Annotated in this window: 16 protein-coding genes; 11 read left to right on the forward strand and 5 right to left on the reverse strand. The window is 62.6% G+C overall.

Annotated features, from left to right (window positions below):
- Nucleotides 1-211 precede the first annotated feature (211 nt).
- Nucleotides 212-1372: a DNA-processing protein DprA gene (gene dprA, locus J3456_RS01585; protein WP_349578614.1), complete on the reverse strand. Its 1161-nt coding sequence runs from the start codon at nt 1370-1372 to the stop codon at nt 212-214.
- A gap of 96 nt (nt 1373-1468) precedes the next feature.
- On the reverse strand, nt 1469-2890 hold the full coding sequence (gene tldD / locus J3456_RS01590) for a metalloprotease TldD (RefSeq protein WP_349578615.1): 1422 nt from the start codon (nt 2888-2890) through the stop codon (nt 1469-1471).
- A 180-nt stretch (nt 2891-3070) separates the two neighbouring features.
- Between tldD and coxB the strand changes: the two genes are divergently transcribed.
- From coxB to J3456_RS01640, 10 genes are all read left to right on the forward strand, one after another.
- On the forward strand, nt 3071-3988 hold the full coding sequence (gene coxB, locus J3456_RS01595; protein WP_067621911.1) for a cytochrome c oxidase subunit II: 918 nt from the start codon (nt 3071-3073) through the stop codon (nt 3986-3988).
- Between the two features lie 60 nt (nt 3989-4048).
- Nucleotides 4049-4984 (forward strand): heme o synthase, encoded by a 936-nt coding sequence (gene cyoE, locus J3456_RS01600; RefSeq protein WP_349578616.1) that lies wholly within the window; start codon nt 4049-4051, stop codon nt 4982-4984.
- Nucleotides 4984-5151: a cytochrome c oxidase system small membrane protein gene (locus tag J3456_RS01605; protein ID WP_120351631.1), complete on the forward strand. Its 168-nt coding sequence runs from the start codon at nt 4984-4986 to the stop codon at nt 5149-5151. Before cyoE ends, J3456_RS01605 begins: the two co-directional genes overlap by 1 nt.
- Complete coding sequence (locus J3456_RS01610; RefSeq protein ID WP_067621902.1) at nt 5151-5726, forward strand: cytochrome c oxidase assembly protein; 576 nt, start codon at nt 5151-5153, stop codon at nt 5724-5726. Before J3456_RS01605 ends, J3456_RS01610 begins: the two co-directional genes overlap by 1 nt.
- Before the next feature lie 35 nt (nt 5727-5761).
- Nucleotides 5762-6568: a cytochrome c oxidase subunit 3 gene (locus tag J3456_RS01615; protein WP_259945718.1), complete on the forward strand. Its 807-nt coding sequence runs from the start codon at nt 5762-5764 to the stop codon at nt 6566-6568.
- A gap of 95 nt (nt 6569-6663) precedes the next feature.
- The gene (locus J3456_RS01620) at nt 6664-7350 is read left to right on the forward strand and encodes an SURF1 family protein (protein WP_349578617.1); all 687 of its coding nucleotides are present in this window, start codon (nt 6664-6666) and stop codon (nt 7348-7350) included.
- 4 nt (nt 7351-7354) lie between these two features.
- A complete protein-coding gene (thrC, locus tag J3456_RS01625) occupies nt 7355-8743 on the forward strand; it encodes a threonine synthase (protein WP_349578618.1) in 1389 nt (462 codons plus the stop codon).
- Nucleotides 8740-10002 (forward strand): M16 family metallopeptidase, encoded by a 1263-nt coding sequence (locus J3456_RS01630; protein WP_120351626.1) that lies wholly within the window; start codon nt 8740-8742, stop codon nt 10000-10002. The genes thrC and J3456_RS01630 overlap by 4 nt, the downstream gene beginning before the upstream one ends.
- Nucleotides 10002-10586 carry a GNAT family N-acetyltransferase gene (locus J3456_RS01635; RefSeq protein WP_349578619.1) on the forward strand — a complete coding sequence of 195 codons (585 nt, stop codon included), beginning with the start codon at nt 10002-10004 and terminating at the stop codon, nt 10584-10586. Before J3456_RS01630 ends, J3456_RS01635 begins: the two co-directional genes overlap by 1 nt.
- A 133-nt stretch (nt 10587-10719) precedes the next feature.
- A complete protein-coding gene (locus J3456_RS01640; protein WP_349578620.1) occupies nt 10720-12135 on the forward strand; it encodes an FAD-binding oxidoreductase in 1416 nt (471 codons plus the stop codon).
- Here J3456_RS01640 and J3456_RS01645 read toward each other — a convergent pair.
- Both J3456_RS01645 and J3456_RS01650 read right to left on the reverse strand, forming a co-directional pair.
- Complete coding sequence (locus tag J3456_RS01645) at nt 12132-12662, reverse strand: adenine phosphoribosyltransferase (RefSeq protein ID WP_067939895.1); 531 nt, start codon at nt 12660-12662, stop codon at nt 12132-12134. The two genes, J3456_RS01640 and J3456_RS01645, sit on opposite strands and share 4 nt — an antisense overlap.
- Nucleotides 12663-12830: 168 nt before the next feature.
- Nucleotides 12831-13703 carry an S-methyl-5'-thioadenosine phosphorylase gene (locus tag J3456_RS01650; RefSeq protein ID WP_120351624.1) on the reverse strand — a complete coding sequence of 291 codons (873 nt, stop codon included), beginning with the start codon at nt 13701-13703 and terminating at the stop codon, nt 12831-12833.
- 288 nt (nt 13704-13991) lie between these two features.
- On the opposite strand from J3456_RS01650, the gene J3456_RS01655 reads away from it, so the two are divergent.
- Entirely contained in the window at nt 13992-15623 is a 1632-nt protein-coding gene (locus J3456_RS01655) for a SulP family inorganic anion transporter (RefSeq protein WP_349578621.1), read from the forward strand.
- 291 nt (nt 15624-15914) lie between these two features.
- Here J3456_RS01655 and J3456_RS01660 read toward each other — a convergent pair whose 3' ends face one another.
- Nucleotides 15915-16520: a flavin reductase family protein gene (locus J3456_RS01660; RefSeq protein ID WP_349578622.1), complete on the reverse strand. Its 606-nt coding sequence runs from the start codon at nt 16518-16520 to the stop codon at nt 15915-15917.
- Between the last annotated feature and the right edge of the window lie 63 nt (nt 16521-16583).

Below are 16583 nucleotides of genomic sequence, written 5' to 3' on the forward strand. Positions count from 1 at the left end.
CGGCTTTGCGCTGTCTCATGTGGGATGGCGGGGGTGTTTGTCAATGCGGCTGCTGCGGATGAGGGGTTTGGCGCGCAGCGGTTTGGCAGGGCGGGTGGGCCGTATTGCCGCCATTGACGCACGGCTTTCGGCGGCGCCTTGGCCGGGGCCGTGCCTCGCGGATGCCCCACGGCGCAACTCTGCTCAGGCCGGGCCGAAATGTGCGACGCCGTCAGGCGGAACGGCTTAGCAACCCGCCGGGTTGACGCTGAATTTCCCCCTCCATCTCAAGATCAAGGAGGGCAGGGGCCACGTCACTGCTGGGCACTTGCAGATCGCGGATCAATTGATCCTCTGCGACTGGGGCGGGGCCGAGGCGGGCGAGGATTTGCGCATGGAGCTTGGCGACGGGGCCGCGGTTTGGCGGAGGCGTTTTTGCCCGAAGTGGGGGCGGCGCGGGCTTGCGTCGGGGCGTTTCGGGGCCCCGCGTGGCCAGATCCGGCAAGGCCTCCAACACGTCAGCGGCGGAGCGGACCAGCACTGCGCCGTCGCGGATCAGCATGTTGCAGCCCGCCGCGCGCGCGTCCATCGGGTGGCCGGGCACCGCCAGCACGTCGCGCCCCTGATCCAATGCATCGCGTGCGGTGATCAAACTGCCCGAGCGGGCCGCTGCCTCAACCACCACGGTTGCCCGGCTCAGGCCCGAGATGATGCGGTTGCGGCGTGGGAAATGCCGCGCCATCGGTTGCAGCCCCATGGGTTGCTCTGACAGGCGAAGCCCCTGCGTCGCGATCTGTTCCGCCAGTTCTGCATTCTCGCTGGGGTATATAATGTCGACCCCGCCCGCCTGCACGGCGATGGTGCCCTGGGCAAGCGCGGCGGAATGGGCTGCGGCGTCGATGCCCCGCGCAAGGCCGGAGACGACGACAAAACCAGCCTCCCCAAGCTCCACCGCGAGGGTGCGTGCCATGCGAAGCCCAAGCGAGGAGGCATTCCGCGCACCGACCAATGAAATCATAGGCCGGTTGAGGAGGGATGGGTCACCGATCACCCACAAAAAGGGCGGGGCATCATCGAGATCATTCAACAGGTCAGGGTAGGGTGTTTGTCCCTGAACCAACAGCCGCGCCCCGGCGGTGCGGGCAGCATTGAGTTCGGCCTGAACAACCCCTTCGGGGCAAATGCGATAGTTCGAAATGCCTGCGGCCTGCGCCACTTCGGGCAAGGCGCTCAGCGCATTGATCGCAGAGCCATGTTCATCCAGCAGACGCCGGTAGGTGGAAATGCCCACCCTGCGTGAGCGCAACAGACGAAGCCGGGCAAACTGTTCATCTTCCTGGGTGGGTGGGAGTGGGGGGTGAGTGGAAGAAGGATGTAGGTCCTTGTCAGTCATCCCGAAGCTCCGTCCGTTGCAGAATCAGGTATAGGATTTAGTGCTTAACAACCTATGAATTTTCTCCCACCCATTCGATTCAACTCAGACGTGTCGTCAGGTCGCGGCCCCGCCCACGGTCAGCCCGCCGATCATCAGGGTCGGCTGGCCCACGCCCACCGGCACCCATTGGCCTTGCTTGCCGCAGTTGCCCATACCGGGGTCCAGCGTCGGGTCATTGCCGATGGCGCGGATCTGCTGCAGCGCCGTGGCCCCGTCGCCGATCAGCGTGGCTCCTTTAACCGGCGCACCGATCTTGCCGTTCTGCACGCGGTAGGCCTCGGTGCAGGAAAATACGAACTTGCCGTTAGTGATATCCACCTGACCGCCGCCAAATCCGACGGCATAAATCCCATCTTTGAGGTCTGCCACGATGTCACCCGGCGCTGCATCACCGCCTAGCATATAGGTGTTGGTCATGCGCGGCATCGGGATGTGCGCGTAGGACTGCCGCCGCCCGTTCCCGGTTGAGGCACCGCCCATCAGTCGCCCGTTCTGGCGATCCTGCATATAGCCCACCAGCACGCCGTCTTCGATCAGCACATTGCGAGCCGAGGGGGTGCCTTCATCATCGACCGAGATTGAGCCGCGCCGGTCGGGGATCGTGCCATCGTCCAGCACGGTCACGCCCTTTGCCGCAATCTGCTGGCCCATCAGCCCGGCAAAGGCGCTGGAGCCCTTGCGGTTAAAATCGCCCTCAAGCCCGTGACCGATGGCTTCGTGCAGCAGGATGCCGGGCCAGCCGGGGCCAAGCACCACGTCCATCACGCCCGCCGGGGCAGGGACGGCTTCAAGGTTCACGCAGGCGATCCGCAGCGCTTCGCGGACCTTGGCCTGCCAATCCTCCGGTGCCAGCATCCCATCAAGTCCGATCCGCCCACCACCGCCGACACCGCCGCTCTCCCGGCGGCCGTCCTGCTCGACGATGACCGAAACATTGACCCGCGTCATCGGACGCACGTCGCGCACCGAATGCCCCTCAGGGCGGAGGATCTCGACCTCCTGAATGCTGGCGGCGATCGTCGCACTCACCTGCACCACGCGGGAATCGAGGCTGCGGGCATAGGCGTCGATCTCGCGCAGGGTATCGACCTTGACCGGAAAGGCATGGCCTGCGATCGGGTCTTCGTCCGTATAAAGCCGCTTGTTGCTGGCCTGCGGGGCATCGGCCCATGTGCCGCCGCCATCGCCCACCGCCAGCCGCGCCGTCTCCGCCGCGCGACGCAGGGAGGCTTCGCTGAGTTCGGTGGAATGGGCGTAGCCTGCAACCTCACCGCGCACAGCGCGCAGGCCGAAGCCCTCGGCGGCATCGTAGCTGGCGGTTTTGAGGCGTCCGTCGTCGAACACCAGCGCCTCTGAGCGGCGGCGCTCGAGGAACAATTCCCCGTCATCGGCACCGGCCACGGCCTCGCGCAGCACGCTCAGAGCAGTTTCTCGGTCCAGATCGGCCTCGAAGGGGGTGAATTGCGCGCGGCTCATTGGGGGTATCCTTGCTTGCTGTCACAAAACTGTCTCGCGCGGCTCTATGACGCAAGCATGTGACTTTATCTTGTAGGCAGAATATGATTGTAAGCATCCAGGATTACAACGGCACCGGATCGCAGCAGCGGTTTGGGGTGCCTTATCGGCTTCTTAATGGTCACAAGATCAGGACGACATATGAAACATCTACTCCCCCTTTCCGGTCTTTTGACCAGCCTTGCCGCCCTGCCTGCATTGGCACAGGACAGCCTGCGCATTGACGGGCTTGATGTCATCGGCAGACCTGTTGACGGCGAGACAGGCTTTCAACCCGCTGTGACGCGGTTGGCGCAGGATATTCACGATCTGGATTACCTGATTCTCGTGATCATCACGCTGATCACCATTTTCGTGACCGGTCTGATCATCTGGGTCATGATCCGCTACAACAAAAAGCGGAACCCGAACCCCTCGTCCTTCACGCACCACACCCCGATTGAGATCGCTTGGACGATCTTGCCGATTCTGGTCCTTGTGCTGATCGGTGCCTATTCGCTGCCGATCCTGTTCCGCCAGCAGGAAATCCCCGAAGCGGACATCACCATCAAGGCCATCGGCAACCAGTGGTACTGGACCTATGAATATGTCGACGAAGAAATCGCTTTTGACAGCTACATGATCGGTGCTCCGGCCACGCTGGGTGACGGCGACGAAGATGTGACCCCCTTCGTGTTGAACGACGCGATGGTCGCCAAGCTCGAAGACGAAGGCTATGCCCGCGAAGACTTCCTGCTGGCCACTGACACTTCGGTCGTGATCCCCGTGGGCAAAACCATCGTCGTGCAGGTGACCGCAAGCGACGTGATCCACTCCTGGACCATTCCCGCCTTCGGCGTGAAACAGGATGGCGTACCCGGCCGTTTGGCTGAACTTTGGTTCACCGCCGAACAAGAAGGCGTCTACTTCGGTCAGTGTTCCGAGCTTTGCGGGCAGGCCCACGCCTATATGCCGATCACCGTCAAAGTCGTCTCGGAAGAGGCCTATGCGGAATGGCTTGGCAACGCTAAGGCGGAATATGCTGGCATCGAACAGCCGCTGACCGTCGCCTCTAAGTAAGCCAGTGCCACGGGGCAGGGCGCAGGCCCGTGCCCCGTGTTTACCCTTGGAAGGTTCGGGATGACTGACATCACCAATACGCCAACACGTGAATACGACGCGCAGCTGGGAGATTACTTCGCCCTGCTGAAGCCGCGCGTCATGTCGCTTGTCGTCTTCACGGCCTTTGTGGGGCTGCTGGCCGCGCCGGTCTCGGTCAATCCCGTCATCGGCTTTTGCGCGATCTTGTTCATCGCCATCGGCGGCGGCGCCTCGGGCGCGCTCAACATGTGGTGGGATGCCGATATCGACGCGGTGATGCGCCGCACGCGCGGGCGCCCGATCCCCTCGGGCCGGGTCCAACCCGGAGAGGCGCTGACCCTCGGTGTGGCGCTGTCGGGTCTGTCGGTGATGATGCTGGGCCTGGCGACCAACCTTCTGGCGGGGGGGATGTTGCTCTTTACCATCCTGTTCTACGCCGTGTTCTACACAATGTGGCTCAAGCGTTTGACGCCGCAGAACATTGTCATCGGCGGTGCCGCCGGGGCCTTCCCGCCGGTGATCGGCTGGGTCGCCGCCACGGGCAGCTTCTCGGTCGAGGCATGGTTGATGTTCGCACTGATTTTCATGTGGACCCCGCCGCATTTCTGGGCGCTGGCGCTCTTCATGCGCTCTGATTATGACGATGCCAAAGTGCCGATGCTGACCGTGACCCACGGCCGCCCGGCGACGCGGATGCATATCCTTGTCTACACGGTTCTGCTGGCCGCATTGGCCGTTGGCACAGCCTTTACCGCCATCGGTGGCATTTTCTACTTCGCTGTGGCGCTGGTCTTGAACGCCGCTTTCCTGCTAGGTGCTTACCGCATCTGGAAGCGGGACGAGGTCATGGCCGAGGGTGACGATTATGCCGAAGAGCGCAAGTTCTTCCGCCTGTCGCTGGCCTATCTCTTTTTGCACTTCGGGGCGATTCTGGGCGAAGCGGCCCTGCGCACCTTTGGATTGGGGGGCTGGTAATGGGCATCCGACCAGAACACGAGCTTCACGAACGCCGCCGGGGCCGCAATATCGGCGTGGGCCTGATGCTGGGTGCCTTCGTGGTGCTGATCATGGCGCTGACCTACGTCAAGATCACGCAAACGGATTTTGAATTGCCGGCCAACCAACGTGAGGTGACCCAGTAATGGCGCTTTCCGGTCCTCAGAAAACAGTGATGCAAACCGTGAGTGTGGTCGTGCTGATGGGCGGTTTGGCTTGGGCATCTGTCCCTTTCTACGATTGGTTCTGCCGCGTGACAGGCTTCGGCGGGACGCCGGGGCAGGTATCGGCAGGCAGCGCGGATGTGCTCGACCAGACCGTCAAGGTTCGCTTTGACGGCTCGCTCAACGACGGCATGCCGTGGGAGTTCAAACCCGTGGTGCGTGAAATGGAAGTGCGGATCGGCGAGACCGGGCTGGCCTTCTATGAAGCCTATAACCCCACCGACCACGCCGTCGCGGGGCAGGCCAGCTACAACGTGACCCCCTATACCGCCGGGCCGTTTTTCGAAAAGATCGACTGCTTTTGCTTCACCGAACAGGTTCTGGCACCGGGCGAGCGCGTGCAGATGCCGGTAAGCTTCTTCGTCGATCCGGAAATGGTCGAAGACCGCGATGGGAAGTTTGTACATACCATCACTCTGTCCTATACATTCTACGAAATTGACCTGCCCGAGGGCTATGCCGCCCTCGATCAGGACAGCGCCACAACAACGAATTAACGACCTGATTAAACAAAGGTGAGGGACCCGCAACCATGGCCCATGCAAAAAACCACGACTACCATATTCTCCCCCCCTCGACCTGGCCGCTTTTGGGGTCGGTAGGCGGATTTGCCATGCTGGCGGGCGCCGTCCTGTGGATGCACGGCATGACGCCCTTCGTCTTCTTGGGCGGGCTGGTCGCCACACTTTACGTCATGTTCGCATGGTGGGCCGAAGTGGTCTCTGAAAGCGAAGTGGGCGATCACACCGGTGTGGTGCGGATCGGCCTGCGCTATGGCTTCATCCTGTTCATCATGTCCGAAGTCATGTTCTTCGTCGCGTGGTTCTGGTCCTTCTTCAAACAGGCCCTTTACCCGATGTATGAATATGTCGGCTCAGAGTACGTCCAGCCCGAAATCCACGCGGTTGACGCTTTCCACCTGCCGCTGATCAACACGCTGGTGCTGCTGCTGTCGGGCTGTGCCGTCACATGGGCGCACCACGCGCTGGCGCATGAGAACAACCGCAAGGACCTGATCTCGGGCCTGACCATCGCCGTGATCCTCGGCGTGCTCTTCACCGCGTTGCAGGCTTACGAATACTACGAACTGCTGGTCCATGACGATTGGACCTTCGGCGGCGACATGTATTTCTCCAGCTTCTTCATGGCGACCGGTTTCCACGGCTTCCACGTTGTGATCGGCACGATCTTCCTCTTCGTCTGCCTGCTGCGCGCAATGCGCGGCCACTTCACCCCCGAACGCCACGTCGGCTTCGAGGCGGCGGCGTGGTACTGGCACTTCGTTGACGTGGTCTGGCTGTTCCTGTTCTTTGCCGTCTACATGTGGGGCCAGCCCTAAACATAAGGCGGGGTTGCATCCGCGCCCCACACCCGTAAAACCCAAACGCGCGAAGCCCTCTTCGCGCGTTTGTCGTTTCAGCCAGAGAGATTCGAATGCGGCGCAGCCTGTTCTTCATCATCGTCGGTCTTGGCGGGGCAGCCATCCTCGTCGCGCTCGGGGTCTGGCAGGTGCAGCGGCTGGCATGGAAAGAGGCGATCATCGCCGATATCAACGCCCGGATTATCGCGGCTCCGGTGGCCTTGCCCGAGCGTCCTGATCCGCAAGCCGACGCCTATCTGCCCGTCACGGTCAGCGGAGAGATCGGGGCCGAGGCGCTGCATGTGCTGGTCAGCCAGAAGCAGAAAGGCGCAGGCTACCGTGTCATCGCGCCCATGACCTTGGAGGATGGCCGCCGCATTCTCGTCGACCTCGGCTTTACCGCCACAGCGAACAAAGACGCCATCGCCCCCGCGGGCAACGCCACTCTGACCGGCAACCTGCAATGGCCCCAAGAGGTCGACAGTTTCACGCCCGAAGCCGACACCGAAAGCAACATCTGGTTCGCCCGGGATGTGGAGGTCATGGCTGACACGCTCAACACCGAGCCGCTCCTCGTCGTGGTCCGCGACGGCAGCGGGCCGGACCCCAAGATCACGCCGCTGCCCGTGGATACCGCCCGTATCCCCAACGATCACTTGCAATATGCGATCACCTGGTTTTCCCTCGCCGCCATCTGGCTGGCGATGACCGTCCTTTTCCTGCGCCGCCGCCGCGCCCCTGCAACGCCGAAAGTCGACTGACCCTATGCGCTATATCTCTACCCGTGGCTCCGCCCCTGTCCTGTCCTTCGAAGAAGCCATGTTGACCGGCCTTGCCCGTGACGGCGGGCTCTATGTGCCCGAAACCATCCCGACGCTTACGCCTGAGCAAATCAGCGCCATGCAGGGCCAAAGCTACGAGGAGGTTGCCTTTACGGTTATGCGCCCCTTCATCGGCGACACATTTACCGACGACGAATTCCGCGCCATCATCGCCCGCGCCTACGAGGGTTTCGGCCACACCGCCCGCGCACCCATGGTGCAACTGGCTCCGAACCACTTCCTGCTAGAACTCTTCCACGGCCCGACACTGGCCTTCAAAGACTTCGCCATGCAGTTGATCGGCCAGATGTTTCAGGCCGCTCTGGGCCGCAAGGGCGAGCGCGTCACCATCGTCGGCGCGACCTCAGGCGACACCGGCTCGGCTGCGATCGAAGCCTTCAAAGGGCTCGATAGCGTCGACGTTTTCATCCTCTATCCCCATGGCCGGGTGTCAGACGTGCAGCGCCGTCAGATGACGACGCCATCGGAGTCCAACGTCCACGCCCTCGCCATCGATGGCGATTTCGACGACTGCCAAGCCCGCCTCAAAGACATGTTCAACGATTTCGACTTCCGCGATTCGGTCCGGCTGGCAGGCGTGAACTCGATCAACTGGGGCCGGGTGCTGGCGCAAGTGGTTTATTACTTCACCGCCGCCACCAGTCTCGGTGCACCGGGACGGGAGGTCAGCTTCACCGTGCCCACCGGCAACTTCGGTGACATCTTTGCTGGCTACATTGCCAAACGCATGGGCCTGCCGATCGCCGATCTGGTGGTCGCCACCAACCAAAACGACATCCTGCACCGCTGCCTCTCAGGCCAAGGCTACCACAAAGGCGGCGTAACCCCCTCGATCAGCCCCTCGATGGACATCCAAGTGTCGTCCAATTTCGAGCGCGCCCTCTTCGACGCCTACGACCGTGACGCGGGTGCAGTGGCACAACTGATGGACGAGCTAGGGCAGGGCGGTTTCGACGTCTCCCAAGGCGCCATGCAGGCGCTGCAAGGCACCTACCGCTCGGGCCGCGCCTCGGAGGAAGAAACCAGTGCCACCATCACCGACCGCCGCCGCACAACAGGCGAGCTGCTCTGTCCGCACTCCGCCGTCGGCGTGAAGGTCGCGGACGAATTGCGCGATCCGGGCACCCCGATGGTTACCCTCGCCACCGCGCACCCGGCCAAATTCCCCGACGCTGTTGAGGCGGCCACCGGCATCCGCCCAGCCTTGCCGCCCCGCATGTCGGACCTTTTCGACCGCGAAGAGCGTTTCACCCGGCTGCCCAATGACCTCGACGCGCTGAAAGCGCATATCAAAGGAAACCTCCCCGCGTGAGCCTCCAACAGACCACATTGCCCAACGGCTTCCGGATCGTCACCGAACATATGGAGGGGCTCGCCTCCTCCGCCATCGGCGTCTGGGTGAACGCAGGCGCACGGCACGAAACGCCCCAGCAAAACGGCATCGCGCATTTCCTTGAACACATGGCCTTCAAGGGCACCGCCACCCGTTCGTCACTGCAAATCGCCGAAGCGATCGAAGACGTGGGCGGCTATATCAACGCCTATACCTCGCGCGAAGTCACCGCCTACTACGCCCGCGTGCTGGAAAACGACGTGGCGCTTGGCCTCGACGTGATCGCCGACATCCTGCGCAACCCGGTGCTGGACCCCTCCGAAGTCGAAGTCGAACGCGGCGTGATCTTGCAAGAGATCGGCCAAGCGCTCGACACGCCCGACGACGTGATCTTCGACTGGCTCCAAGAGCAGGCCTATCCAGATCAACCCATCGGCCGCACCATCCTCGGCCCGTCCGAACGTGTTTCGGCCTTCTCCCGCGACGATCTGCAACGCTTCATTGCCGACCACTACGGGCCAGAGCAGATGATCCTCTCTGCGGCTGGGGCAGTGGATCACGACAAGATCGTAAAACTGGCCGAAAGCCTCTTTGGCGACATGCCCTCGAAAAAGCTTTACCAGATCGACAGCGCCCGTTTCGGCGGCGGCGAATTCCGGCAGGTGAAACAGCTGGAGCAGGCACATTTCGCCCTTGGCTTTGAAAGCCCCGGCTACCGGTCCGATGACATCTACATCGCCCAAATCTACGCCTCCGCCTTGGGCGGCGGCATGTCTTCGCGCCTGTTCCAAGAGATCCGCGAAAACCGCGGCCTCTGCTACACGATCTTTGCCCAAGCCGGCGCCTATGCCGATACCGGGATGACCACGATCTACGCCGGCACCAGCGCCGAGCAATTGCCCGAACTGGCAAACATCACCATCGACGAGATGAAGCGCGCCGCCTCCGACATGTCGCCCGCCGAAGTCGCCCGGGCCCGCGCCCAGATGAAAGCCGGGCTGCTGATGGGGCTGGAAAGCCCCTCGAACCGCGCCGAACGTCTGGCCCGCCTCATCCAAATCTGGGACCGCGTTCCGCCCCTCGAAGAGACCGTGGCCCAGATCGACGCCGTCACCACGGGCGATGTGCGCGATTTCGCCGAGCGGATGGCGACCCAAGCTCCGGCGGCATTGGCCCTCTACGGCCCTGTCGACAGCGCACCAACGCTCGACGAGCTTCACAGCAGACGCGCCGCCTGATGCTGCTGGGGCGACGCAAACTGCGGATCGAAACGGAACGGCTGACCCTGCGTCCGCCGATCCACGCCGATTTCCGCGCCTGGTCCGCCCTGCGCCGCGCCAGCAACGACTACCTGCGCCCGTGGGAGCCGACATGGGCCGAGGATCATCTGACCCGCAAAGCCTTTACCAACCGTGTCTATTGGGCGCAGCGCTCGGTGTCTACTGGCAACGCCATGCCGCTCTTCCTGATCCGCCGCAGCGATCAAAACCTCGTCGGTGCCATCACCCTCGACAACATCCGCCGCGGCCCCGCGCAATCCGGCACGCTCGGCTATTGGACAGGCGAACCCTTCGCCCGCCAAGGCTACATGCGCGAGGCGATAGAGGCGACGGTGCATCAGGCCTTCACCCGGCTTGATCTGTCCCGCATCGAAGCCGCCTGCCTGCCGGAAAACCAAGCCTCCCGCGGGTTGCTAGAGAAGGCTGGCTTTAAATATGAGGGCGTCGCGCAAAGCTATCTGCAAATCGATGGCCGCTGGCGGACCCATGTGCTCTATGCCTCCCTCCGTAAAGATCGGCGCGGCCGCACCGATGTCGGCTAGGCCGTCGGCCTCAGCCTGATACGTCCCGCAGAGTTCGCGGGGGAGGCACGCCACCATCCCCACCAAGCATCCACACCGACTGTTCATACGCTTTGCCCTTGCATCCTCCCGCCCTGCGCAGGATCAAAGGACCATGACACTGAACCCCGCCGACACCGCCTTCACCGATACCGTGTGCGCACAACTGCCCGATGACGTGCTGCGCAAGCCCGAACCGCGCTACCTTGAAGAACCCCGCGGGCGCTACGCGGGGCAGGGCGGTGTGCTGGCCCTGCCACGCAGCACCGAAGAGGTCGCCACCCTGATCCGCGCCGCCCATGCCGCCCGCGTGGCGGTGGTGCCCTACGGCGGCGGTACCGGCCTTGTCGGGGGGCAGATCAACAGCGATGGCCCGGCTCCGCTGATCCTTTCCCTTGAGCGCATGAACCGCATCCGCGCCGTGTTGCCCGAAGAGAACGTACTGGTCGCCGAAGCGGGCGTCATCCTCGCCGACGTCCAAGCCGCCGCCGAAGAGGCAAACCGCCTCTTCCCCCTGTCCCTCGCCGCCGAGGGCACCGCGCGCATCGGCGGCACACTCTCGACCAACGCAGGCGGCACCGGCGTGCTGCGCTACGGCAATGCCCGCGACCTTTGCCTCGGTCTCGAAGCCGTCCTGCCCGACGGCCAGATTTGGTACGGCCTCACGCGCCTACGCAAAAACAACACCGGCTACGATCTGCGCAACCTGCTGATCGGCGCCGAAGGCACGCTCGGCGTGATCACCGCCGCCGCCCTCAAACTCTATGCGCGCCCGGCCCGCAGTGGCACCGCGCTGATGGTCGTCGAAAGCCCAGCCGCGGCGCTGACGCTCCTCTCCCTCGCGCGGGATCACTTAGGCGAAATGATCAGCGCTTTCGAACTGATGCACCGCAGAGGTTTCGATTTCCTTAATGAAACCCTGCCCAACATCCGCCAACCCTTCACCGAAACCCCGCAATGGTGCGTCTTGATCGACATCGGCACCCCCGGAGAGATCGACACCCACGCCGCGCTTGAGGCGCTCTTCGCCGCCGCCCTTGACGCAGGGCTCGTCTCGGACGGTCTCATCGCCCAAAACGCCCAGCAGGCCCAGGATTTCTGGACGATCCGCGAAACCATTCCAGAGGCCAACCGCCTGATCGGGTCAGTCTCCAGCCACGACATCTCGGTGCCCCTCGGCGCAATCCCCGAATTCATCACCCGCGCCACCGACGCGTTCTCGGCCCTCGGCGACTTCCGCATTAACTGCTTCGGCCATGTCGGAGACGGCAACCTGCATTACAATGTCTTCCCCGCAAAGGGCAAAACCCGCGCCGATTACGAAGATCAACGCGACGACGTGAAACGTCTGGTCCACGATCTCGTACATGAATTGGGCGGGTCATTCAGCGCGGAACATGGTGTGGGCCGCATCAAGGTCGATGACCTCGAACGCTACGGCGACCCCGCCAAACTCGCGGCTATGCGAGCCATTAAAACAGCTCTCGACCCCAAAGGCATTATGAACCCCGGTGCCGTGTTACGCGGTTAAAGCCCGTCGAAAGCGCAAAGCGCATGGACCTCTTTGCCAAGCGCTTCCAAGCGCTTGCGCCCGCCCAATTCGGGCAGATCAATGATAAAAGCGCAAGAGACGATCTCGCCCCCCAAGCGCTCGATCAGTTTGATCCCGGCTTCCGCCGTGCCACCGGTGGCCAGCAGATCGTCCACAACCAAAACCTTTTCGCCTGGCTTGATCGCATCGTCATGCAGCTCAACAATGGCCTCGCCATATTCAAGCTTATATTCCTGACTGATCACCGTGCCGGGCAGCTTGCCCTTCTTGCGGATCGGCACGAAACCCACGCTCAACTGATGCGCAATCGCCCCGCCAAGGATGAAACCGCGCGCTTCCAACCCAACCACCTTGTCGATATTGATCCCCGCATAGGGATGCAGCATCTGATCGATCGCCATGCGAAACCCGCGCGGATCGGCAAAAAGCGTTGTCACGTCACGAAACATGATCCCCTCATGGGGGAAATCTACGATCGTGCGAATATAATCCTGAACCTGTTTCATGCCGCCCTTCCGCGTGATTGACCCGATCCGTCTTAGCGCAACGCGCCGCCCGGGCGAACCCCCCATCTGCGCCCGCCGCACAACATCCAAGAAGAGGCGCCAAACCCCCTCCCTTCATCCTTTCTTAAATACCGTCCGCACTCAGCCAAGCAGGGCCGCCGCCCGCGGTCAAAGCATGCGCCCCGCCACCGCATCCAGCTTGGCCAGCAACTCCGGATCGCGCGCATCCGGCTGGGTCAGGATCGCAAACTCCAGCGCCCGGTCACAGCCATGCGGGCAGGGCGCGCGCTCGGCACCCAAAAGCGCGGGCAGCCGCGAAACCATGGCGCGGCCCTTGTCAGCATTGCCCATCAGCGTGGCGATGATCTGCGTCACATCCACCTCGCCGTGGTCGGGGTGCCAACTGTCGTAATCGGTGATCATTGCCACGCTCGCATAGCAAAGCTCCGCCTCGCGGGCGAGCTTTGCTTCGGGCATATTGGTCATGCCGATCACATCCGCGCCCCAGCTTTCGCGGTACATTTTCGATTCCGCCAATGTCGAGAACTGCGGCCCCTCCATTGCCAGATAGGTGCCGCCACGGTGCACGTTAATGCCCGCGTCCCGCGCGGCGGTCTCGCAGGCGTCGCTTAACCGCGGGCAGGTGGGATGGGCGACAGAGACATGCGCCACGCAGCCGGGACCGAAAAAGCTTTTCTCGCGGGCCATGGTGCGGTCGATGAACTGATCGACGACCACGAAATCCCCCGGTGCCATCTCCTCGCGGAACGACCCGCAGGCGGAAACACTGATCACATCCGTACAGCCCAACCGCTTGAGGGCATCGATATTCGCGCGGTAGGGGACAGAGGTCGGCGTATGCACATGCCCCCGGCCATGGCGCGGCAAAAAGACCATGGCGACCCCGTTCAGCGTTCCGGTCAGCACCTGATCCGACGGCGCGCCCCAAGGGGTCTCAACCGTGACCCAATCGGCATCCTGAAGCCCGTCGATGTCGTAAATGCCGGAGCCGCCGATCACGGCGATTTTCGTATCTGTCATGGAGGGAGCCTGTGCCTTGGATGGTTGCCAGTAAGGCCCAAAGAACCTCATAGAATGCCACGGGGATCAAGTGTTTTTGCCACGAGACGCGACACGTCTGCGTCAAGGGGGGGCGGTCTTGCGCCGCCCACTCGGCCCGCAAAAGCGTTTCTGCATTGCAGCAAACTCTGCCCGAGGAGAGGCAATACGCTTTTCTTCGCGGCAAAATTCCTCTAGACGCAGCCAAAAGCGCCCCGCATCCGCGGTCAGGGCGCTATATCCGTTTTCCGAAAGTCAAAGGACGCCCCCATGCGCGCCACGCTGCACAATTTTGCCAAGAACCTCGATGTGACCGATCTGCGTTGGATGCCGGATGATGGTTTCTCCATCGGGCGGCTGCGCATCGAATTGCTGTCGGGGCTGACCGTGGCGCTGGCCTTGGTGCCCGAAGCGGTGGCTTTTGCTTTTGTTGCCGGGGTACACCCTCTGGTCGGGCTTTATGCCGCCTTCCTCGTGGGTCTTATCACCGCGTTGATCGGTGGTCGGCCGGGGATGATCTCGGGTGCCACGGGCGCTTTGGCGGTCGTGATGGTCGCCTTGGTGGCGCAGCATGGGGTTGAATACCTCTTTGCCACCGTGGTGCTGATGGGGCTTTTGCAGATCTTCGCAGGGGTCATGCAGTGGGGCAAGTTCATCCGTCTGGTGCCGCACCCGGTGATGCTGGGCTTTGTCAACGGACTTGCCATCGTGATTTTCCTCGCCCAGATGAGCCAGTTCAAAGTGCCCGGCACCATGGTCGATACCGGCCACGGCATGGGCGGTGGCGAATGGCTTTCGGGCCAGCCGCTCTACCTGATGCTGGCGCTGGTGGCGGCAACCATGGCGATCATCTGGATCACTCCGCGCATCACCAAGGTGATCCCCGCGCCGCTTGCGGGCATCGGGGTGATTGCCGCTCTGGTGATCGGTTTCGGCCTCGACGTGCCGCGGGTGGGCGATCTGGCTTCGATCCAAGGCGGCCTGCCGAGCCTGCATATCCCCATGGTGCCGCTCACTTGGGAAACCTTTGAGATCATCTTGCCCTATGCCGTGATCCTCGCCGCCATTGGCCTGATCGAAAGCTTGCTGACACTGAACCTTGTGGGTGATCTTACCGGTAAGCGCGGCGGCGCCAGCCAAGAGTGTATCGCCCAAGGTGTGGCCAACACGGTCACGGGTTTCTTCGGTGGCATGGGCGGCTGCGCGATGATCGGTCAGTCGATGATCAACGTGAAATCCGGCGGCCGCACCCGTGTTGCGGGGATCGCGGCGGCGGTGTTCTTGCTGCTTTTCATCCTCGTCGGGTCCTCGGTGATCGAGCTTATCCCGCTTGCCGCCCTCGTTGGCGTGATGTTCATGGTTGTGATCGGCACCTTCGCTTGGAACTCGCTCACCATCCTGCGGAAAGTGCCGCTGATCGATGCCTTCGTTATCATTCTGGTGACGGTGGTGACCGTGATGGAGGACCTCGCCGTGGCGGTGGTCGTGGGTGTGATCGTCTCGGCGCTGGCCTATGCGTGGAACAACGCGCGCCGTATCCATGCGACCACGCGGGGGTCGGTGACCGAAGAGGGGGCCAAGGTTTATGAGATCCACGGCCCGCTGTTCTTCGGCTCCTCCGATGGCTTTGCCGAGCTTTTCGACGTGGAGAACGACCCCGAGGTGGTGATCGTCGATTTCGCCGACAGCCGGGTGGTAGATCAATCCGCGCTACAGGCGATTGAGGCGATGGCCGCGAAATACGAGGCTGCGGGCAAGCGTCTGCAGCTGCGCCACCTGAGCCGCGATTGCCACCGGTTGCTGACCAAGGCGGGGCATGTGATGGTCGATAGCGATGACGACCCTGATTATGAACTGGCTGTCGATTACGATGTGCGCACCGGGGTTCTGGGCGGGCACTGAATGGAAAACCCGGCGCCGAGAGGTGCCGGGTTTTGTTTTTTGTTCGAGGTTACCACCGGCCCGGTATCAAGCCGCAGGCGCCGGGCCATTGCCTGCCCGCCCGTCACGCCAAAGGCGTGCCGTATCATTCTGAGCGCACCTCCGGTGCGACCGGGTAGGCGATCCGGCGAGGCTAGGTGCGACACTGAGAAGGCACATTAAGGCTGAACCATAAAGTGGCAACTGGCATTGTCTCATCGCCGACCCGCGGGCAGGCGATGACCCTCGCATTGCAACTGCAGCCCTCAGCCTTCAATCATCCGGCCGCTTCAACTCAAACACATCCCGCACCACCGTGTAATCGCGATACCCCAGACGCGACAGCGGTTGAAACTGCGTCACGTCAAACCGCCCGTCGACCACACAGTCATCGCGCATATGCACGCCCACGACTTCGCCGAAGACCGCGAAGTTCGCCTCTCCCGGCAGTTGCACGATCTGCGTCAGCTTGCACTCTAAGCTGGCTGGCGCATTGGCCACCCGCGCGCAGGCGATCTGTTCGCATTGGGCCTTGTCGATCCCGGCGCGGGCGAATTCGTCCTCGCCATGGGGCAGGGTGGCCGAGGTCACGTTCATCACATCACGCGCCGCATATTCCACCACGTTCACGCAAAACACCCCGGTCTCGCGGATGTTGGCGACGGAATCCTTGGTGCCGTCGACATCTTCCTTGGCGCTGGTCGAGGCGAACATCACCTGCGGCGGCACATAGGCCACAGCATTAAAGAAAGAATAGGGCGCGAGGTTGTCGCGGCCCTGACTGTCACGGCTGGAGATCCAGCCGATGGGGCGGGGGCTGACGATGGCGTTGAACGGGTTATGCGGCAGACCATGGCCGTCTTCGGGACGATAGAACATGAACACTCCTTGATGGTTTGCACCCATGGCTAGCCTCATGCTACGTCCAGCGCCACCCGCAAT

The organism is Sulfitobacter sp. NFXS29 (assembly GCF_040148765.1).
Taxonomy (GTDB): Bacteria; Pseudomonadota; Alphaproteobacteria; order Rhodobacterales; family Rhodobacteraceae; genus Sulfitobacter.